The sequence below is a fragment of the Bacillus sp. 05T22 genome (assembly GCF_056396765.1).
In genome coordinates this window covers 1-20,842 of record NZ_JBFTMC010000079.1, presented here as the reverse complement: position 1 = coordinate 20,842, position 20,842 = coordinate 1, and the positions used below count along the sequence as shown (strand labels likewise).

The window sequence follows — 20,842 nt, the reverse complement described above, 5'->3', positions numbered from 1 at the left end:
CATTAAGAGCACTTGCTATTTGAGATTTACTATACACCATAGATTCTGTATACTGCATTCTTGCAGGTAACGTATGTGTTTTTGAATACTTTTCATTCCAAGTAGATACTAAATCATCTACTGCCCCGGACACATTACTATATGTAGGATTTTGGACAGTAACTGTATTTTCTTTTCTCATGCCAGGTAAATCTATACTAATATTCAAAGGTTTTCTTTTAGCCACTAATAAACTAGGTTGATTATCCGCAAAAGATTTATTTGCAAGTTGTACTGCTCCTGGATAAGTACGATTAGCCACAGAATCAATAATCGAAATATCCACTGGTGAAGTTGTAAGTGATTTTTTCTCACGTTCAACTACTACAAATTTACCATTTGAATTTRTACTKTCTTTCGGAACAAAACTCTCTACTTTATCACCATTTACTGCTAAAATATCTCTACTATCATACTTTAAATTTGCTATGCCAGTATTAATGCCACTAGCATTTTTTGTTGTATCAGCTGAATTACCTGTTTGTGTTTCCGCGAAGGAAATAGATGAATAATTAATAGTGCATAAACTAACTAATAAACATGTAAGGAATTTTATTCCTTTATTATTTTTCGTAATTTTCAAGAAAATCAACTTCTTCCTTTTTTTTCGTATTAAGGTATGATAATTTTTTGTAAATAATTGCCAAATAGTGAACTTACATAAATGCTTTTAAAAGTTCTTGAACGAATGGAAGTGCTCCACCTACAAATTTTAAAATTGTCATTGCGATTGTCATATTATTTCCTCCTCTTTTGTTGTTGCTAAGATGTGATTTATCTTTATACTCTTATTATAGTAAGCGCTTACATTTTTATCAATACATTCTTATATGCAATATTACATATAAGAATGTAGCAAGCTCCCTTTGCATTGTTAATAAGAGTAGCATTAATCATATTTTTTATACCGATTATGAAAAATGAAAGTGATAATGTAAAGTTGTTATTACAACATATTTTCCACTTTCAACTTAGTTTTCATTAGAATGTTTTTCTACAAAATCAAGGATCCTAGCATTAACTTCGTTAGAGAACTCACCATTGATTGCGTGAGATGCATTTTTCCAGTTAACTATATCGATACCTTTAACATATTTTTTCCCAGTTTCAACTGCTTTTACTGAATTGTGCATTGTACTTTTTTCGGCCATTAATGCAAGCACTGGAACATTGATATTTTTTAAGTCTTCTTTACTAAATAGATCAGGCGCTGGCGTTTTAAGTTTATAGTTACGCATACCCGACTCGATTAATTTAGCAATAGGCTCATCGTCATTTGTTTCTGCTCCTCCAGAAACATAGCTTAACATCTTTTCTCTTATAAACTTAGGTACAATAGGGACGGAAGCTGGAATAGATGCTAGAATCATCTTTACGGGCATTTGCGCAAATACAAAGACTGGGTCCAATAAACTAGCCGAAGCAATATGCTCTGGATTATATCTGGCCAAATTCATTGTTGTCCAACCACCAACTGAGACACCCACGATATGCACTTTTTCTAAACCTAATCCTTCAATCACTTCATTTAACCATTCTGCTTGTTGTTTTTGGTTTTCAATCACCTTCGTTTGCACACTCATTCCAGGTTCACCAAGTAAATCTATCATGTAAACAGGCCTTTCCTCCCTTAGCCCTTCTAAATTGGGTGCCCACATTGGAGTAGATGCACCACGTCCAGGGAGTAAGAGTATTGGTTCCTTATGTTTATTTTCCTCTTTAGTAAAGTAATAAGCACGAACTGTGCCATATTTAGTTTTTATATCTTTCGTATCGTTAGGCTTTGGAAGAAGTGCCATTGATTCATCGTAAGCAATTTGAAAGTCTTCCTTTCCTTTTTCAGATGTAAAGTGACCAATCTTATTATCATCTCTCTTCATTTTAATTCCTCCTTTCGACAAAAATATTGATGAGTTTTATCAATATAATCATGGCAATAATCCATTAAAAATTTATCTTATTCTGGCCAAAACTCACTTTGGTTTAACAATTTAGAAACGGTAATATGATTGCTCGAAAAGCAGGAACAGGGCGTGTCAAAGCCGAAGAAATTGACACTGTGATAGGTGAATATATTCACCCATCTGCTTTGTTATGCACAGATACAGCCACTAACTACAAGAAATTCGCAAAACTTAAAGGATTACTACACGAGACTGTAAATGAACGACAAAAACAACAGCCTTTTAGAAAACAACCTTTAGAAAAAAGAAACAACCTCTACTATAATTGACGTTGTATGAGCTTAGCTTGATAGCGATGGGGTAGCGTCACACATCCATCAACTTAAGAAATTCTCTGTTCCCCAAAACGAAAAAAATAAGATGAACCCTTATAAGGGCATGCCCATCAACCTAAGATAAGTATACTTACCCAAAACAAGTAAAAAGAAAAATTTATGCAGCTAGGATCTTAATAACATCTTTCATACTGAAAGATGTTCAGGCTGTGGAGAAAGTCTTCTCCACAGCCTATTTTTGTGTCTGAGCCTCTTTTTATCTGTCAACACTGATAAAAAAGAGGAAAAGGAGAGATTTCTGATGATGGATGCATTAAAAAATCATCGCGATGAACGCGTATCAGTTTCTGTAGAAGAGTTAGTTCCACACGATCATTTTCTTCGTGCAATTGAAGCCACTATTAATTTTGATTTTATTGAGGAGAAGTTACGTCCCTATTACTGTGAAAAYAATGGYCGTCCCTCTATTCATCCTATCGTTTTATTTAAAATGATGTTTATTGGTTATTTTTACGGTATTCGATCGGAACGTCAATTAGAAAAAGAAATTAAAACAAATATTGCGTACCGCTGGTTTTTAGGGTTTTCTTTATCAGATTCCGTTCCAGATCACTCCACAATTAGCTGGAATCGTCGCACTCGTTTTTTTCATACAAACATTTTTGAAGAAATCTTCGATGAAATCGTACGTCAAGCGATGGAACATCGTATGGTGGGAGGACGTGCATTAATGACAGATTCCACTCACGTAAAGGCGAACGCAAATAAAAATAAATTTGTGCACCAGAACCGGATTACGTGTAAGTGATTTACTTAAAATGGAAACGACTGAGGTTTTAAAACTGAAGCGAAAAAAACGGAAAGAATTTAAAGTTAAAGAAGGAAAAACAAAAAAGGAGCGTATCATAAATATTACATCTATTTTTGAGGAAGTATTTCCATACGCTGAAGATCTAAAAAGTACCTGGTTATTTCCTTCTCGAAAAGGTGATAAACCCATTAGTAAAATTCAAGCCTATCGACAATTACAAAAAGCCGGAAATTTTGCCAAAGTAGAATCTATTGGTACTCATACTATGCGTAAAACATTTGGATATTGGTTTTACAAGAAAACAAAGGATATTGCTATGCTACAAGAAATACTAAATCATAGCACACTACAAATTACATTGAGATATATCGGAATTAATAAGGAAGAAAAAGATAATGTACTTGATATATTCCGCATCTAATTTAAATTAGATGCTTTTTTATTTTGTTGAAAATATATGAGGTACTGTCAACAAACGTTAAAATGTTGATGGTACCTCATATAGGGCGGATTAGCATTTTTCTTAGTCCCCTTTATAGGGTGTTTTTTTATAAACTGGACTTTAATTTAAGACTCTTTTTCATACCTCTTTCGGACGGGAACACCAATTGACCATTTGTAATCAATAAAAAACGCTCCATTTGTGGAATTAGTACATGTATGATTTTTATACCATTGGAAAACTCTTTGACTGGAGAATAATAGATAGAAAAATGTTGTTGGTGTAATCGTTCTTGCAGTTCTTCGATGTAAAGTATTAAATTACGTTCTGAAAATCTCGGTAAATCCTCAAACGAAACATAAGTGGCTGGAAATTGATTAAATACGGAACACATATTCATTTCTGCACAAGCATAGTGACGAGGATACGGCTGTAAATGATTCAAAAAATGCTCTCGATGTGCTAGCTCATCACCAATATTTGCAGAAGCGATATGATTCACCTGAATCAGTTCTGTAATACTTCGCAAGATAGCATATTCAGGGTATAAAGATGTACCGAGCCCAAATATACCAGTATGCTTTTTATTTTTTGTAACAGCTAATATAGTTGGAATTGCAACTTCCGTTGTAATATCCAATAGTATAATTTCCTCTTGTAATTCCTCTTCTGCGTGTACAATCGTTTCTTTTAGGGATGGTGGAAGCGTATTTGGATGAATTATCTTTAATGTATGATCTGGCATATCATAATAGAAATGCTGAAGTAGGAATAAAGAAAAGGCATCCCTTTCAATGACTTCATTCGTTGCATGAATAATTGCTTCATGTAAAGTGGAACCAATGGCTGTGCCACTATTAGAACTGTATCGTTGTACTTTCTGATACTGATAAGTATCCGTTTCAATTGGATGTTGCATATAATGTGGATTAGCAATAAAAAATGGATACCATACATGTTCTTGTGTATCATTCAAAGCATAGTATTTTTTACAAAGTAATTGTTGATCTGGTTCTTCTACTATCAATTGCATAACACGCTCTCCGTCAAATATTGGGTTCTTCGCAATATGATGAGAAGAGAAAAAATCACACTCTTTCATTGATATGTTCTCCAGAGTATAATGCTCTAAGGCCTCAAACAATGCGCCTAATTCATTGTACTTCCCTTTTCCTACGCCGAATGATTCAATCTGTTGATTTAAATTAAATAATTCCACGTATGTGGTTTGTATTTTATCTCCAAAAGCTTTTTTTTTCACTGAAAAATTTAATTCTTTGAACGTATCCATAATACGTTGATGCGCAATTTCTTCTAAGGTTTCTCTTTCCCAAGAATATAGCATTCTAATAACCCCCAGTTAAATATAAAGTAAATGAATACAAACTTTCATGGATTTATGTATAGATAAAGAGGACATCATAAGATTGTCCTCTTTATCTTCTTTATTTTTTTTCTTGTAGTTTCTGTAATTCTTTTGTTTCAGACACTGTTAATTTAGGTTCATGCTTTTCACTTGTTACTATAATCCAACGTCCCATAATGAACTCCTCCTTCATTATATAATCATGTGGTACATCCAAATTATAGAGGGGAAATATTGGAAAAACAACCTATTATTATGAAAATTCAAATTTCTCAACAAATTCTATTTCTATAATTACACTTTTGAGTGTAATTATAATTTTTATGTATTTAGTGATAAGGAGAACTCTCAATATGTCCATATAAGTATACCTTTATAAACGATAATGCATTTTCCTTATTTTTGAATGAGTATTAGCAAGTGAATTTTTAGTATAAGGTAGTGAAGTAGGTATCAGCACTCGAAGGGGTTCTTTTATTTTCTCAATAACCGATATAGATAAATATGGTAAAATGGTAAGTGGATGGGAGTCCAATACATATTATTAAGATTAAGATGGTTCAAGTCGGAGAAAGGCACCTTAGGGTGTCTTTTCTTTTTTCAAAAGGACCTGCTCATATATCCTCTAAAAACATAAGGTAATGTAAACCGTTAAAACACATGAATGACTCAATGTTTTCCCCTCCTATTGAAAGGAGGAACTATTATGGGCTTTGGTGGTAGTTGTGGTGGCTTTGGCGGCGGATTCGCTTTACTAATTGTACTGTTCATCCTGCTAATTATCATTGGTTGCAGCTGTTGGGGCGGAGGATTCGGCGGAGGTTGCTAAAAACAATTAGAAAAGGCACTCATATGGGTGTCTTTTCTTTATTTCTTAAAGGACCTGCTCATATATCCTCTAAAAACATAAGGTAATGTAAACCGTTAGAACACATGAATGACTCAATGTTTTCCCCTCCTATTGAAAGGAGGAACTATTATGGGCTTTGGTGGTAGTTGTGGCTTTGGCGGCGGATTCGCCCTAATCATTGTGCTCTTTATATTATTAATCATAGTTGGAGCTGCTTGCTTCTGCTAAAAAACAATCAGAAAAGACACTCTTATAAGTGTCTTTTCTTTATGGGGTCTCGCCACACATCCATTAACCTAAGATTTTAAAGTACCTCCTCCTGTTGGTTTGAATTGAACTACCCCCACCTACCTCTAACAATTGGGGTGCACTTCACTTCGTTTAGAGGAGGGGGTCTTCTCGGTTAAAATGATAAATTAATGCTGGGCTAAAACTCCTTTATAACTATCCATATCAATAATCTTTCAGCTTTATCCCGTTAGCAGCTTTCGCTATCATTTTCGAAATCATCTTAAATTGTACAACCATAATGGTTGGTATACGCAACATTAAATTGCGAAGAAAGATTTTGAAGTTTGATTTTTCAATCATACTCCCGGCAGCTATTAGTCCTATTTTTTGATTTTTCTCAACAAACTTTCTCATTTTTTGTTCGTAGGCAACAAATGCACGGGCGAAATCGCCATCTGCAGCTTTGAGTTCACCAGCTAATACAAAAGCCCCGACAAGCGCCAGGCTAGATCCTTGACCCGATAGAGGTGATGGGCCATACGCCGCATCGCCTACCAATGTAATCCGCCCCTTTGACCATGTCGGCATGTGAATCTGGCATATCTCGTCAAAATAAAAGTCTGTCGCATCTCTCATGGTTTTGAGTAGATGCGAGGTTTCCCAACCTGTATGGCCTAAGAAGGCATTTTCTACAAATTTCTTTTGAGATTCTATATCATAGCGGTCGTACTTCAATGCCTCTGATTGGAACAAGAACATACCCCTTGCTTCGGTATTGTCACGAGCGCTATACATACCTACTGTTTTGCCTGGTATCGTATAAAGCAGCTGGCGGTGGTCGAGGTTGAGGTAATTCTCGAGGGTGAAAATCGAGATATAACAGCCAAGCGTACGTTTAAACTGTGCTTCGTCGCCAAAAGTTAAGGTGCGCACATTAGAATGGAGCCCGTCCGCACCGATGACCAGGTCAAATGTCTGTGGCTTGCCATGAATAAATTGAACTTCTGCACCAGCTTCAGTCTCATGTATAGCGGTAATCGAATCGCCCCAAATGTATTCAACCGTATCCTTGGTTAAATCGTACAAAATGTTACTAAGATCGTCACGCATGATTTCGATGTCCAGCCCCTGCTGGTTCCCCATACTCGCTTCGCTTATTTGACCTTCAAACTTGCCTTTGCTGTTCACAAAGTAAACACCAGTCATGTTCGTGTCAGCTGCACGAACTTGATCAAGTATACCCATCCCCTTAAGCACCGTAACGGCTGCACCACGGATATCAACCCCGTAACCACCCGTGCGCAATGCTGGTGCACGTTCTATTACAGTCACGTCGAATCCGTGGCGGTGAAGCCAGTAAGCGAGTGCCGTGCCGGCAATGCTCGCACCAGAAATAAGGACGCTCATCGTTTGTATCATAATTGCTTATTCACTCCCATCCTAATTAAAGTCTTAACATATCCACAGTATATTCACGACCTATTCTACTTATTTACCACAACAAAATAATAGGAATTTAATTATTCAACAAAATGGCCCAATTCAAAAAGATACGTCTTTTTATATGCATGCCTCGATTTTGATTAAAGATTAATTTCAGTAGCTTTCAAAAATATTTAATATAAAAATCGTGTCTCAACTTTCCGCTCAGCTGAGCATATATTCTCGTGATTTCACTCTTCTCATGACCAAGTAAGCTTTGTATTACTTCAAGTGGCGCACCGTTGTTAATCATATGTGTAGCATAGCTGTGACGTAATTGATGAGGATGATGTCACCGAAATAACGTAATAAGAGATTATATTGAAAACAATATATTTTTAAAGTCAAAGGTGAATATCCCTCAATTTTTTTATCTAATTGATACTGTTCCCAGGCCTCAGATAATAACATTATTCTTCACGCTCCCATTCTATAAATCAATTAATCTAGATTCTATTATGTTCAAGGAGAGTCTCTTTTATACGCTAGTTATTCAACAATCGTAGAAAACAAAAAAATTACTTAACCATGAGAACACTTGAAATACAAGAAAAAGACGCTTTCTCTATAAAAGAATAGCGCCCGATAGTTGAACAACGACTACTTAATTATTTATTGTTTTTGGTTTGAGAAATAAGTGAAATATTATTCAGAATCAAGTGATGAAAAAGGACAAGTCCTAATTGGACCAATATTGAATCAAGTTGATAATTAAAAAAGAAGAGGTGATACTAACAGTATGCTTTCTCTAATAAATAAATCAATCTTTCTTTTACTGACTCCCATTCATCATTAATAATACTGTAAAATATATTGTCTTGAATGGTTCCGTCTGCCTTTACTCTATGTTTACGAAAAGTTCCCTCTTTTGTTGCTCCTATTCGTTCAACAGCTTTTTGAGAACGTATGTTTTCTCCACTAACTGAAAATTGGACACGATTTACTTTTAATTCTTCAAAACAATACTTAAGTAATAAGAATTTACATTCTGTGTTTACTTTTGTTCTCCAAACTTTTGGTGAAAGCCAAGTCCAACCTATTTCCACATTACGATTTACTTTATCAATACCACAAATTTGAGTTGTCCCTAATACTTGACCTTTCAGTTTATCCTTAACAATAAAAGGTATATGTTTCCCATCTTTTTTATTATTAACAGCTATCATTAATATTTGCTCTATATCCTCCACTGTGGTAACTTTTCGCCAGGAATATTTCCATACTTCAGGGCTTTTTAAAGCTTCAAATAATTGTTCCTTATGCTTCACCTCGAGAGGAATAAGCGAAATTGAATTTCCTTCTAGAGATATATCTGTTTCAATAATCATAGTATTACTGTCTCCTTTTTAAACAGAATATTCTTTAGTTCATTTGAGTTAGGACAGCACCACAACACATTCCTTCACAGCCTTTGCAAGGCAAGTTTCATTCCATCACCTCCAATAATTTAATGATTTTTACTAGCGTTCAAACTTGCGGGAACAACAAAAAAGCCTTTAGAACGGCTTAAAGATAGCTCTTTAAGCGACTGTCTAAAGACTCGAATCTGTATGTCTTATATGATTACAAATGAGAAAATTCAAATAGTTCGTACTATAAGTGTACCATTTGATGAAGTCTATAGCAATATTTTAAATTTGCCACTATCCAATTTTCTTTTAAAATGATCCTCCTGTTACTTTAAAATAAAGTTTGATCAAATCGATACTAATAACCTTGATAAACGATCTTAGAAAAGAGCGTTTTTTAAAAAAAGATTGATCAAAACACGCTCTTAATATTTTTAGTTGGTTCATTCTTTTATAAAAAAGTTTGGTCATTTCCTATCTATGTTGCTCAACAATCGCGCCCGATAATTGAAGATGTAGCTTTTGAATAAAGTTTGATTAGAAATGTTTTGAAAATCCTTATTTAGTGAGAACCAAAAAGAATTTATTTTGAAAAAAGTTTGATCAAAAACAGAATAATCATTGTAAATTAGTGTACAAATTTTATAAAAAAGTTCGATCAAAAGTTTTCATGAAACTTGCTACAACAATGTTTTCTTTAAAAATCCCCCTCTAAAACGGTTAAACTTTTTTCAAATCATCGCAACTTTTTTATAAACGGTGCAACTTTCTTCAAAACGGTACAACTTTCTTTTAAATCTACAGAAGATCATTCACGTGATTTTATAATTCAAACCTTTTTGACACTATTTCAGCTACTTCTGCAGCATTCAAATTTGTATTATTAATTTTTATGTAGTTCTCATTTTTAATTTCACCTTTATGGGAGTTCAATCTGTATTTTTCCATTGATTCTCTTAGTTCATTCTCCGACCAAGCAACGTTTCTTTTGGTAGGTTTATGCTCAAGTCGATGCGGACTTTTATTTCTTTCCAGCCTCTCGTCCATATCGGCTTCTAATTCCACAAAATAAATAGTGGCACCCTGGGATTCAAAGATTTCACATGTCTGGTCTACGAAGTCCCAATCCTCTTGTTGATCAAAAGCCCACACATATGTAAAAATCAAACCTTCCAGTTCACTCTCAGCCACTGCCTTGAATATTTCTTTTCTAAATAAAGTTGACACCCTCCACATTTCCGGGCTAAAGCTGAATAAGGGCTCAAGTAATTCAATGGTCATATGGTTATGAAATAGTTTCAATCCAGTTACTTTAGCTAACTCTTGCCCTACTGTCATTTTACCAACTGCTTGCGGACCAAATATAAGTACAAATTTCATAGACTTCCTCCATTAATGATTTTTTATTATTATATCAGTAATTTCAAGTACCCTTTTTCACAAACTTCATACTATCTGAAAAATTTTAGGCTGTTCAGTAAATACATTCCACATTAACGTTTTTAATTTGTTTACCTGAAATAGTTATGCTGTTAAATGGCCCTTTTCATGAAGAAAGACGCTCTCCTTATTTCAGAAAAGCGCCCTATTCTGGAATAAGCTAAATACCCATGTCAGTGTAAAGTTTCCTTATTAAATTAATGTAAAGAAACTTTAGATTCAATTCTAAATGAAACTACTTGATATCAAATTTTTACGTCGATACACACTTAACACGATACCCATTAAAAACGCATTAAATAGAATTGGCATCAATCCATAGCTAATAAAAGGTAATGATATAGAAGCGATCGGTAATAAGCCTATGATCATTCCAACGTTATAAATGAACTGGACTACAAAAAGAGTCATTCCACCAACAAGAAGCAATTTACCATACCGAGCATTTATTTTATAAGATATGACCATTATCCTTGCTACAAAAAGAGAAAGAATCAAAACAAGGATTAGCGCAAACAAATACCCATAATAGTAAGTCAAACTTGCAAACACAAAATCAGTATCTGCAGCAGGGATAGACTTTACATTTCCAGATGTACCAAACCAACCTGCTGATGACATTACCTCTTTTAAACGTATATACATAAACCCTGCGCCACCTGCATCTTGCTCTGGATTTATGTACCCTAAAATTCTAGCCATCCGGTATCCTTTTACTGAGGACCAGGAATAGAATACTCTGATAATAAATAAACAAATTGGTACAATTGTAATGATCCATGCCTTTTTCTTTCCTAATTTACTCCACCAAAGCATAACGAATACCATCGTGATATAGATAAAAATTGGTGAAAGAATTGATATAGTTAAGAATAGATACAAAGAAAATAAGTACAATATCAGAAGATGCATAACTTTTAACCTACTGTTATTGAAAAAAGAAGCCCAAGCTAGAAGAAAGAACGGCACTGCCATTAAACATTCAATTGCGATGGGACCAATTTTTATTAACGGCTCTCCATTCATGGAAGCGTTTTGAAAACAGTATAGCATTAAAAGGATGAGTACTCCGATTGTGTAAAACAGCCATCCTAGTCTCTCTAATTTCCGATAATCAATCAGCATCATCCCAAGAGCCGTTGCAACACCGAGAATAACAAATATCACCTTATTTATTAGTAAATCATTCGTATGTCCAAAAGCTACAACTGGCAAAAAGCCTAGCCCCATAGCAGTCACTAATAAAATAATAATGAACCAATCGACCTTTGGCTTATGAAGTTTGTTAAGTTCTTGACCAAGTTTGATTGGACTTCCCATTTGTTCAACAGCCTTGTCTTCAGCAACTTCCTCACTTAACCCTTTCTCTATCCACATATTCTTCGCCTGTTTCAAGTGAAAATCCAGTTCAGTTTCCACAAGGTTCTTCGCTTCTTTTGATTTAATATGATTGGTAACTTCTTTTAAAAAACGCTCCCCTTTTTTATTCAAATTTGTCTCACCCCTGTACTAATCCTTTTAATATAAATCGTGCCTTTGTAGAATTTTTTTCTGCCTTTCGTAGCATCTTTCTTCCCTTATCATTTAATTGATAATATTTAGCTCCTGAATGATCCCAACTTGATTGGATAAAACGATTCTGTTCCAGACGATGTAATAAGGTGTATAAAAAACCTTCATTTCCTTCGAATTTTTGAATCCCTCTCCCACGCAATAGCTGTGCCAATTCGTACCCTGTTTTTTCATTCATGAGAAGTTGCAAAACTGCTAAAAGGATATCTTCTTCATTTTCGTATGATTGATTAATTTTTTCGTGTACCTGCTTTCGATGCTGATCAGAAAAACTCAAATGTTTAAAAGTTGTATTCTCCATTGATTTTCGTAGGCCTTTTAATCGATCTTCCATTTGATTATTCCTCCAATCCTTTCTTCAAGAGTTCCTTGGCTCTTTTCAGTCTTGTTTTTATCGTGTTTTCCTTCACTTCTATTACCATAGCAATATCTTTGATTGGCAATTCTTCATAATAAAAGAGATAAATCACTTCCCGATATTTTATCGGTAAATTCATTACTGCAGAAGCCAGCCTACGGTCCTCTGCATTTTGAATAACAGTTTGTTCAACACTTTCTTTTTGAATCCCAATATACGTAGATTCATCCTCTGTAACGATTACCTTTTTGTTATACCAACTTTTTATATAGTCCTTACAATGATTAATGGCAATTCTCCACAACCATGTTTTTACATTTGATTTCCCTTTGTATGTATGAAGAGATTTATAACATTTAACAAATATATCTTGCGTTAAGTCCTCAGCGACCTCTTTATTATTCACATATGAATAAACAAGCTGTAAGATTTCCTGTCCATACTTGTTCATTATCTCATCTATAAGGTCCTCCTTATCTTCTATTTCAAACGCCTCTGCTGTTAATTCATCCACATCAGTTCCTCCTTCCCATTTATTAGACGACGCACTCCATTGAAAAGTTTTATAAATCCCTAAAAAAAAAACGGTTTGCAATGTCCATACCGTTTTTTAAACCTTTATTTCAAGCTTAATTTTTCTTTACTAAAAATAAATCTTTTATTTTAACAAAGGCATATCCCTTTTTGTTTTCTAAATAATTCTCTACTCTAATTTCTTATTTTACTCCATGAAATTCATTATCCTGCCACCGTTCGTTTAATAAGACTTATTCAATTAAATGGCCCAATAAAAGAAGACGCCCTCTTACTTAAGAATGGCGCCCTTTTCTTGAATAAACAAAAAGCTGATATTAACTGGTATTGTTCAATTAAAAATCCTCAACTGTTAGTGATCAAGGATTGTAATCATTCTTGTCCCTTGTAGTAGAGTACCGGCGATCATGTCAGTGCCCTACGACTTTTTGGAGAGTATTGGATCGAGAAACTTAATTCATTGGGCTTCCTCGTCGGCCGAGGGGCCGTAGATGCCCGGCACCGGAATATCGAGAAGTCGCAAATAAACCCCGAGCTGCGCCCGGTGATGAACCATGTGGCTTAATCCGAAGGTGCGGAGCGCGATCGCCCGCGGCTCTCGGAGGATGATATGGTCGCCGTGGCGCAGCGTCCATTCCTCGCCGAGCGTTTTCTCTTCGCATTCGGCGAGCAGCTTTTCCAACTTGCCGACGTTTGCGTCGAACTCCTCCAGAACGTCAGCGCGTTTTTCTAAAGGCTCGCGCCTCAGCGGCACGGTCGAAAGATCAAACTCCGGGTACTGAAAAATCGCGACTTGCCAGTTTAGCAGGTTGATCAGGTGCGTGGCCAGCCCGCCGAGCGTCATCGATTTCTCATGCGGCTTCCACGACATATGCTCCTCGGGCAAGCGTTCCAGAATGCGGCGCGTAGTGGCCAGTTCATACGTTGCGTCGCCGACGATCAGTTTTTTGACCATAAATTCCTCTCCTCCCTTATGGGGTATTGTAAAAGCAATTAACTTATTCTAGCTGCTAATGTTAAATATCATAGAAGAGTCAGATCATTTTAGATCAACAATTGTTTGATTAAAGCTATCTGTTAGCTGAAAGATAGAGCTGTGTAAACAGATCTCGTTCTCAACAAACGTCACCTTTTTGACGAAAAAATGGATTACTCTTCTCTTACCTATTTCTGATGAATCACATTATCAGAATACCAATAAAAAGCATAATCAGTCATAACTGAAGAATCACCCAATTGATGCAACATAGCTGAAATATTCCCTCTATGATAGGTTCCATGATTTACAACATGTAAGATCATTTCAGATAGACTTGTTTCTCTTAAACTTGCCCATGGATTATCCAGCATAATTCTCTTTTCTATATCCTCCTGACTTTTCAAAAAGGATTTAAACCGAGTTGATAAAGTGTGGAATTCCATTTCTAAGTCTTCAATGGGCAGTTTCTCTATCTTTTCTTGAAGTTGTAATGAAAATTGCATTGCTTCGTTCATATTCTGACCTTCGAGGATATTAAGCCATCCATAGTCCACTAAATAGATATGTGACAAAACCTTTGAAACAGAAGAAAAGACACTTTTCATTTCCTTTTGATATTTCTCAGGAGAAAGTGTCTTAAGATGATCAATAATCCGTTGATTTGCCCATACATGATAGTTATATAGATTTTCCACATGATTAACCATACAATCGCCTCCTTATCATCACATTTTTTAATATTCTTTATCAGAATGAATTATGCCTTTAAATATTATTACTTATCTGATGAGATCTTCAACTAAATGGCCCTTTTCATGAAGAAAGACGCTCTCCTTATTTCAGAAAAGCGCCCGATTGTGAAATTGGCAAAGGCAGTCTAATTATCGAATAGCCCTCTTCCTCTCAGATTTGCAGAAACAGGCTCCTTTCCTATTTCACGTGCCCATATAGATATCTGGCCGATATGGTGAATTTCGTGGACAATGACATKACGTATGATCTCTCCGTGTGTACATTCAATGACTCGGCGCCTAATTGGTGCATCTCTAGAGCTAATCGGTTCTTCATTGAAATCAGTTTCTGAAAGTTTCCGAGAATCCATTTCATTTGTCCAAGATGTTACAAATGGCTTCACTTTCTCGTGGTATTGAGCTGAAAGATTTTTCACTTTTTGTAAGTTAGCATAATCTTCAAACAATGGCTCCTCAGGCACTGGTTCACCTCGCAAACCTAAGATCCACATATATTCCACATCTACAATGTGAAATAGGGTATGTAGGATACTGCCGAACCCACCGATCCGTTTCTTTAATAGTTCTTCATCCGGTATGTCTTCGCACAATGTAAACCAATCATCACGAACTTGCCAGTTATATTGAAACAGTTTCAACATCACAGTAACCTCCATCTTTTAGATTAACATTTAATATTCACCAAAAAACTTCAAAATCCCTATTTAAATAATAACTCTAAAAAACCTGTTAAAATCCTCTACAAACTGGCCCTTTTCATGAAGAAAGACGCTCTCCTTATTTCAGAAAAGCGCCCGATTGTTGAAGAAGTGACAATTACTATCGAGTATTTCCTAATGATATTTATTGTATTTTATCTTTGAAATGTGCAATATTATTAATTCCCATTCAAATGATAGATTAGTTGCACAACGCCAGACGAGAACGTTCTGGTATTAACCATTTTTAAATTCAACCTCTGTTTTATATCAATAAACAACGGTCTTCCTTCTCCCAAAATAACAGGATGAACAGATAATCTAAATTCATCAACAAGCCCTAAATTGATAAAAGTTGTAATAAGGCTTGCTCCACCATATATCCAGATGTCTTTACCAGGCTTATTCTTTAATTTATTTACTTCTTCAAGAATATTATCATTTATGAATATTGCTTTATTATCAGTCCCTTTTTGCGTTCTGGAAAACACATATTTTTCTTTACTATGAACTAACTCCCAAATTTCTTTTTCAGTATCAGTATCTTCAATTTCTGGAGTAAATTGTCCCCATAAATCATAGCTTTTTCTTCCATATAAAATAGTATCAATTTGATTTAAGAAATTAATAAATCCCATTTCAGGGTCCATGATGCACCAATCAACTTCCCCGTTTTTCCCTTCAATAAAACCATCTAAAGTAACTGCTAAATCTAAAATTATTCTTCTTGGTCTTATGTCATTGGACATAATTCTTCCTCCCTTTAATCATTTAGATATTGTTTCTCCCGCCAAGTTTTTTTATATTTTCATTATTTACGGCATTTATTTCTGAATAAAGTTACTGATGTTATTAAACTGCTAACCTACCCTTTAACTTAATAACAATCATCTCAAATTCCTATTATTTCCACAATTAGTTATTCAAGAATATGGCCCTTTAGTGGAGTAACTTTATTGCTACTCAACAGTTCCTTAATCCGCCTTTCAGTTCAGATATTCTTTTCACTTTTCATTATAAAAACACACCTTTAGATAAACAAATCCAAAGGGGTAAAACATCGCAACTTTTTTATAAACGTCGCGACTTTATTCAAAACATCGCGTCTTTTTTATAATCACCGTGACTTTATTTAAAAGCGACACCTCCATAACAAAAATTTTATATCTTTGCAGATATATTTGAGTATTAAGCTCATTTTTCCATTTTGTGGGGTGATAAATTACTTAGCTTGATAGCGATATGGTGCTACCCCAAATAGGAGAAATAAAAACAGATGCTGGTTTCTAGCATCTGTTTTTATTGTAAGAGATTTCTAAGAAATAATACTTTACAAACACAACACCTTTAATTAGAATAGTTCATATAATTCGACAAAATACGACGAAAAATAGGGGTTTAAATTTCAGAAAAAGGAGAACATTCACGACTTTCCTGCTGTATCGTCCCTATAAATCTAATAGTTGGATAAGATAATAAAATTAGATACCCAATATGGGACAGTGTTAATGGAATCGATTCCCATAGAGATTTTGAAAAGAATATCGGTAAATTTATCGCATATTTCAATCCCTTATATTGCAAAGTTAATAGTTTTGGGTTAGCTAATATCTATATAAATTTATGTATACCACAAGCATTAGAAGAACATACCTTACTTTTTAAAGGGGATACAGAGAATATGAGTAAGTTATTAAAAAAGAAATCTGTTACACAACTGTTAGAGCATAATAAGAGTAAGACCTTAACGAAAACATTAGGAACATTTGATTTGATTATGTTAGGGATAGGTTCGATAATTGGAACGGGAGTTCTTGTGTTAACTGGATTAGTAGCAGCGAGAGATGCTGGTCCAGCAGTTATTTTTTCATTTATACTTGCAGCGATTGTTTGTGGATTTATAGCTTTATGTTACGCAGAAATTGCTTCTACACTCCCGACTTCAGGTAGTGTATATACGTACTCCTATGCAACAATCGGTGAGTTTGTAGCACATTTAGTAGGTTGGACGTTATTCTCAATATATATCGTAGCAACAGCAGCTGTCGCTAGTGGATGGACAGGATATTTCCACAACTTAATAAGTGGATTGGGATTAGAGATACCCAAAGCTCTGTTAACGATTCCATCACAAGGTGGTATTATGAATCTACCAGCGGTAATCATTACATTGATAATAACATGGATGTTATCACGTGGTACAAAGGAAAGTAAACGTATCAATAACATAATGGTGTTAATTAAAATTGGAATGGTTATATTATTTATTGTAGTTGGTGTATTCTATGTAAAGCCAGAGAACTGGGTACCGTTTGCACCATACGGTTTAAGTGGCGTTGTAACTGGTGGGGCAGCCGTATTCTTCGCTTTTATGGGATTTGATATATTAGCAACTTCGGCAGAAGAAGTGAAAAATCCACAACGTAATCTTCCCATCGCTATTATTATATCGTTAATCATATGTACACTTATTTACGTTATAGTGTGCCTTGTTATGACAGGGATGGTTTCCTATAAAGAATTAAATGTACCTGAGGCAATGGCTTATGTAATGGAAGCCGTAGGGCAAGGGAAAGTCGCTGGTGTAATTGCTGTAGGAGCTGTAATTGGTCTTATGGCTGTTATTTTCTCGACTATGTACGCAGCAACACGAGTATTCTTTGCAATGAGTCGTGATGGACTGTTACCAAAATCACTTGCGAAGATTAATAAGAAGACTGGAGCACCAACCTTTACAATTGGATTGGCGGGAATAGGAAGCTCTGTGATAGCTGGATTTATTGATTTAAAAGAATTAGCGAATTTAGTTAATATTGGTGGTTTGGTAACGTTCGCACTAGTTAGTGTATCGGTTATTATCCTTCGTAAAACACATCCAAATTTAAAACGTGGATTTAGGGTACCGTTTGTACCCATATTACCAATCATTTCAATTATATGTTGTGTGTTCTTAATGCTAAATTTACCATTAAGAACATGGGTGTACTTCAGTATTTGGATAACTATTGGAGCAGTAATATATTTCATTTATTCGATAAAGCACAGTAATTTAAATGAAGAAACGATTTCAAAAGCACATGATAAAATGGCGAGATAATAGTCACAAGCAATTCTATTAATAATCATATCGATAGTTGAGTAACATAGATATCAATGAAATTTAAAGAAGCTGACTTCTGTTGAATACAGAAATCAGCTTCTTTATGTTACATAACTTTTTTCGAAATGCCCTTTACAAAAGGGACAGATTAGTATTATCCCTTACTGATTTGATGTTCATATAAATAATTTTATACGCAATCACTTTAGAATCCTTCGATAAAAAAAGATAAAGCATCGTATCTTTTTTATAAACATTACAACTTTATTCAAAACATCGTGACTCTGTTTCAAATTCACAGTTGGAAATAATGCATCACCCGAAGGAGTTTAAGCTCCTTTATCCAAATCCAGATATACCTATGTATCTTGCTAAAATCCCTCTAAGGGGTCACCATACATGCTCATCAACTTAAGAATTTTATAACGCCCCCCCCAAAACAAAAAATTGTACATTTTCACCTGGAGATGCCAATTTTCTCGTTTTGGGGTATTTGCTTTTCTTAGCTTGATAGCGATGTGATGGGTTTGAACCAGAAAGGTATATGTTTAACCATAAAAACTATGAAAAAATTTATCCGATGTCACTTGTTGCCTACTTGCTAAATTCAGCAAGTAAAATATTTTTAAAAGGATCAGGACTGTTAGCTCTACCCATACTGTTCAAATTGACGGCCAACGTATGCTTGCCTCCAAGTGTACCTCCAGCAAAAGTAACAAACCCTGGAATGCTACCTCCGTGTCCCCATATTGAGACACCGTTTGGAAGCTTAGTTTCATAGATTCCAAGACCATATCTGCCGAGTTCAGCTTCTCCTGTAGGAACTGTAGTAAGCATTTGCTTTAGTTGCTGTTCCTTCAGTAATTTGCCACTGAGTAAGTGAGAGAAGAATTTGTTTAAGTCGTCAGCAGTAGAAATCATATCTCCAGCCGAGCTACCCATACTTGGGTTATAATAAGTAACGTCTTTTAGCTCACTTGCTCCGTCTGGTAGGAAATATCCACGGGCATGCTTGGTGCCTGGAATAACGCTTGAATTGCCAGGTAGGAATGTATTCGACAATTCAAGCGGTTCAATAATCCGATTTTCAATCTCTTCCGCATAGCTGTTTCCGGTTACTTTTTCAATAAGGATACCCAGTAATACGTATCCTGTGTTTGAATAAGACCAGCCCTTTCCTGGGGCAAAGTCTGGGGGCAGAGAAATCCCCATCTTTACTAATTCTTCAGCCGTATACGATTTTTTTGTATCCATAATATCAAAGTCTTTTGACCTTGTGTATTCAGCGATACCACTTGTATGGTTCAATATCTGCCGGATGGTAATCTGTTTACCATCATATCCGTTTCCTTGAATGACACCAGGCAACCATTTTTCGATGGAGTCGTCTAGATTCAGGCGGTTCTCTCCAGCTAATTGAAGTACAACCGTTGCGGTGAACGTCTTCGTCACGCTGCCAATGCGAAAGCGAAAATCTGTTTCCATTGGTTTCTTGGTGCTCAGATTCGCTACCCCAGCGGCATAACTCCACGTTTTTCCACCCTCGGAAGTTTTAGTAAGTATCCCCGGGAATCCAAGATGCAATGTATCCCGCATTGCTTGTTTGACGGAATTACGATCTCGCTCAGTGCTTGTTTGTAACGAACTAGATACATTTTGATTGGGCTCTGCTTTTACAATTGAGGTGGGCGTTGTGTATAACAGGGAACTTCCAGCTATAAAAAGGGCCAGACTTGCAAATGTAATTTGACTACGTGTTTTCATAAGGCATTCCTCTCCTCTATTCATATTGTATAGGTGGTTGCTTGCTGTTTCATACTAACCACACAGCTATCATCTCCACCAATGACAAAAGGTCAACATTGAATTCGTAATCATCTTCATAATTATTATTTTTACAAACGCCATTCTCTCCTAACAAACGGTAAATCCCTCTTCTTCCACATGTATGTTAACCCCAGAAATTACTTCTTTTCCTTGAAACACTCTTGTTACTGGTTTGTTTTTCATATATAAGTCATATCTGTTCCGCCTTTCACGCCTCTTTATATTTTGATCATACACAATGAAAATCTCTTTTTACTTACCCATTCCTTACAAATTACTTACGTYCARAATAGCTTCTATWATAGGRTAGAAGGAGAATCTGTGCCGGAAAGTTCAAAATATTTTCCAATAAATATATGAATCAAAAAGAAACACAGAGGGTTTTTGCTTCTGTGTTTCTTTTTTTCGTCCTTTAAATATTAAGGAGTCGGTTTACTCTTAACAGGGTGAATTCCGGCTCTTTTCTAATGTGATTTTTCTTCTTGTGATACAACACAAATGACATTGTGTTGTATGAAACACTCCTAACGTTGTTAAAATCACTTGTTTCTAATTGGAAATTTATTTAACCTAGGGGGGACTCCATATCCATCAGCTTAAGAAAAATAAACGCCTGGATAGGCTACACTGAACTAGACAAAAAAAATAAGGTCAAGTAGACTACAACTAATATATTTGAGGAGAATCTACTATGACGAACAATAAAAGAGAAAGAAGAACCTTTACAGCGGAATTTAAGCACCAAATGGTTCAACTGTATCAGACTGTATCAG

At 35.3% G+C, this 20,842-nt stretch carries 17 protein-coding genes and 4 pseudogenes; 6 read left to right on the top strand and 15 right to left on the bottom strand.

The window, feature by feature from the left end:
- The coding region (locus AC1DIT_RS20135; RefSeq protein WP_476998365.1) for a thiol-activated cytolysin family protein at positions 1-631 on the bottom strand (631 nt) is incomplete at its 3' end.
- A gap of 379 nt (positions 632-1,010) precedes the next feature.
- Positions 1,011-1,919, bottom strand: a complete 909-nt coding sequence (locus AC1DIT_RS20130; RefSeq protein ID WP_016113577.1) for an alpha/beta fold hydrolase — start codon at positions 1,917-1,919, stop codon at positions 1,011-1,013.
- Positions 1,920-2,026: 107 nt separating this feature from the next.
- Here AC1DIT_RS20130 and AC1DIT_RS20125 point away from each other — a divergent pair.
- The 3 pseudogenes from AC1DIT_RS20125 to AC1DIT_RS20115 all read left to right on the top strand — a co-directional run.
- Positions 2,027-2,203: pseudogene (locus tag AC1DIT_RS20125) on the top strand (IS1595 family transposase); the annotation flags it as partial.
- Between the two features lie 376 nt (positions 2,204-2,579).
- Positions 2,580-3,059, top strand: a pseudogene (locus AC1DIT_RS20120) (transposase); the annotation flags it as partial.
- Position 3,060: 1 nt separating this feature from the next.
- Positions 3,061-3,510 (top strand): annotated as a pseudogene (locus AC1DIT_RS20115) (tyrosine-type recombinase/integrase); the annotation flags it as partial.
- 127 nt (positions 3,511-3,637) lie between these two features.
- Here the strand turns inward: AC1DIT_RS20115 and AC1DIT_RS20110 are convergent.
- Positions 3,638-4,876, bottom strand: coding sequence for a YcaO-like family protein (locus AC1DIT_RS20110; RefSeq protein WP_016113574.1), 1,239 nt, complete (start codon positions 4,874-4,876; stop codon positions 3,638-3,640).
- Between the two features lie 727 nt (positions 4,877-5,603).
- Here AC1DIT_RS20110 and AC1DIT_RS20105 point away from each other — a divergent pair.
- Both AC1DIT_RS20105 and AC1DIT_RS20100 read left to right on the top strand, forming a co-directional pair.
- A complete protein-coding gene (locus AC1DIT_RS20105) occupies positions 5,604-5,726 on the top strand; it encodes a YjcZ family sporulation protein (RefSeq protein WP_077295728.1) in 123 nt (40 codons plus the stop codon).
- A gap of 150 nt (positions 5,727-5,876) precedes the next feature.
- Positions 5,877-5,975 carry a YjcZ family sporulation protein gene (locus AC1DIT_RS20100; protein WP_077295726.1) on the top strand — a complete coding sequence of 33 codons (99 nt, stop codon included), beginning with the start codon at positions 5,877-5,879 and terminating at the stop codon, positions 5,973-5,975.
- A gap of 225 nt (positions 5,976-6,200) precedes the next feature.
- Here the strand turns inward: AC1DIT_RS20100 and AC1DIT_RS20095 are convergent, their stop codons facing one another.
- The 11 genes and pseudogenes from AC1DIT_RS20095 to AC1DIT_RS20045 form a co-directional block, all read right to left on the bottom strand.
- Positions 6,201-7,397, bottom strand: a complete 1,197-nt coding sequence (locus tag AC1DIT_RS20095; RefSeq protein ID WP_016113572.1) for an FAD-dependent monooxygenase — start codon at positions 7,395-7,397, stop codon at positions 6,201-6,203.
- Positions 7,398-7,584: 187 nt separating this feature from the next.
- Positions 7,585-7,749 (bottom strand): annotated as a pseudogene (locus tag AC1DIT_RS20090) (tyrosine-type recombinase/integrase); the annotation flags it as partial.
- Positions 7,750-8,191: 442 nt separating this feature from the next.
- Positions 8,192-8,788, bottom strand: coding sequence for a GNAT family N-acetyltransferase (locus AC1DIT_RS20085; protein WP_016132966.1), 597 nt, complete (start codon positions 8,786-8,788; stop codon positions 8,192-8,194).
- Positions 8,789-9,631: 843 nt separating this feature from the next.
- Positions 9,632-10,189 (bottom strand): AAA family ATPase, encoded by a 558-nt coding sequence (locus AC1DIT_RS20080; RefSeq protein ID WP_016113567.1) that lies wholly within the window; start codon positions 10,187-10,189, stop codon positions 9,632-9,634.
- A gap of 285 nt (positions 10,190-10,474) precedes the next feature.
- Complete coding sequence (locus AC1DIT_RS20075; protein ID WP_016113566.1) at positions 10,475-11,740, bottom strand: FtsW/RodA/SpoVE family cell cycle protein; 1,266 nt, start codon at positions 11,738-11,740, stop codon at positions 10,475-10,477.
- Positions 11,741-11,747: 7 nt separating this feature from the next.
- Positions 11,748-12,155: a PadR family transcriptional regulator gene (locus tag AC1DIT_RS20070; protein WP_016113565.1), complete on the bottom strand. Its 408-nt coding sequence runs from the start codon at positions 12,153-12,155 to the stop codon at positions 11,748-11,750.
- Between the two features lie 4 nt (positions 12,156-12,159).
- Positions 12,160-12,693, bottom strand: a complete 534-nt coding sequence (locus tag AC1DIT_RS20065; protein ID WP_016113564.1) for a sigma-70 family RNA polymerase sigma factor — start codon at positions 12,691-12,693, stop codon at positions 12,160-12,162.
- A 477-nt stretch (positions 12,694-13,170) separates the two neighbouring features.
- Entirely contained in the window at positions 13,171-13,668 is a 498-nt protein-coding gene (locus tag AC1DIT_RS20060; protein ID WP_016132967.1) for a DinB family protein, read from the bottom strand.
- Between the two features lie 209 nt (positions 13,669-13,877).
- The gene (locus AC1DIT_RS20055; RefSeq protein WP_016113562.1) at positions 13,878-14,399 is read right to left on the bottom strand and encodes a DinB family protein; all 522 of its coding nucleotides are present in this window, start codon (positions 14,397-14,399) and stop codon (positions 13,878-13,880) included.
- A gap of 170 nt (positions 14,400-14,569) precedes the next feature.
- The gene (locus AC1DIT_RS20050; protein WP_476998364.1) at positions 14,570-15,085 is read right to left on the bottom strand and encodes a DinB family protein; all 516 of its coding nucleotides are present in this window, start codon (positions 15,083-15,085) and stop codon (positions 14,570-14,572) included.
- A gap of 236 nt (positions 15,086-15,321) precedes the next feature.
- Positions 15,322-15,891, bottom strand: a complete 570-nt coding sequence (locus AC1DIT_RS20045; RefSeq protein ID WP_016131648.1) for a dihydrofolate reductase family protein — start codon at positions 15,889-15,891, stop codon at positions 15,322-15,324.
- Between the two features lie 932 nt (positions 15,892-16,823).
- Here AC1DIT_RS20045 and AC1DIT_RS20040 point away from each other — a divergent pair.
- Positions 16,824-18,239, top strand: a complete 1,416-nt coding sequence (locus tag AC1DIT_RS20040) for an amino acid permease (RefSeq protein WP_016131649.1) — start codon at positions 16,824-16,826, stop codon at positions 18,237-18,239.
- Positions 18,240-18,836: 597 nt separating this feature from the next.
- Here AC1DIT_RS20040 and AC1DIT_RS20035 read toward each other — a convergent pair.
- The gene (locus AC1DIT_RS20035; RefSeq protein WP_016131650.1) at positions 18,837-20,006 is read right to left on the bottom strand and encodes a serine hydrolase domain-containing protein; all 1,170 of its coding nucleotides are present in this window, start codon (positions 20,004-20,006) and stop codon (positions 18,837-18,839) included.
- Between the last annotated feature and the right edge of the window lie 836 nt (positions 20,007-20,842).

Coding starts and splice junctions, on each gene's coding strand:
- AC1DIT_RS20130 (WP_016113577.1), bottom strand. CDS start 1,919: ATGAAGAGAGATGATAATAAGATTGGTCACTTTACATCTGAAAAAGGA.
- AC1DIT_RS20110 (WP_016113574.1), bottom strand. CDS start 4,876: ATGCTATATTCTTGGGAAAGAGAAACCTTAGAAGAAATTGCGCATCAA.
- AC1DIT_RS20105 (WP_077295728.1), top strand. CDS start 5,604: ATGGGCTTTGGTGGTAGTTGTGGTGGCTTTGGCGGCGGATTCGCTTTA.
- AC1DIT_RS20100 (WP_077295726.1), top strand. CDS start 5,877: ATGGGCTTTGGTGGTAGTTGTGGCTTTGGCGGCGGATTCGCCCTAATC.
- AC1DIT_RS20095 (WP_016113572.1), bottom strand. CDS start 7,397: ATGATACAAACGATGAGCGTCCTTATTTCTGGTGCGAGCATTGCCGGC.
- AC1DIT_RS20085 (WP_016132966.1), bottom strand. CDS start 8,788: ATGATTATTGAAACAGATATATCTCTAGAAGGAAATTCAATTTCGCTT.
- AC1DIT_RS20080 (WP_016113567.1), bottom strand. CDS start 10,189: ATGAAATTTGTACTTATATTTGGTCCGCAAGCAGTTGGTAAAATGACA.
- AC1DIT_RS20070 (WP_016113565.1), bottom strand. CDS start 12,155: ATGGAAGATCGATTAAAAGGCCTACGAAAATCAATGGAGAATACAACT.
- AC1DIT_RS20060 (WP_016132967.1), bottom strand. CDS start 13,668: ATGGTCAAAAAACTGATCGTCGGCGACGCAACGTATGAACTGGCCACT.
- AC1DIT_RS20055 (WP_016113562.1), bottom strand. CDS start 14,399: ATGGTTAATCATGTGGAAAATCTATATAACTATCATGTATGGGCAAAT.
- AC1DIT_RS20045 (WP_016131648.1), bottom strand. CDS start 15,891: ATGTCCAATGACATAAGACCAAGAAGAATAATTTTAGATTTAGCAGTT.
- AC1DIT_RS20040 (WP_016131649.1), top strand. CDS start 16,824: ATGAGTAAGTTATTAAAAAAGAAATCTGTTACACAACTGTTAGAGCAT.
- AC1DIT_RS20035 (WP_016131650.1), bottom strand. CDS start 20,006: ATGAAAACACGTAGTCAAATTACATTTGCAAGTCTGGCCCTTTTTATA.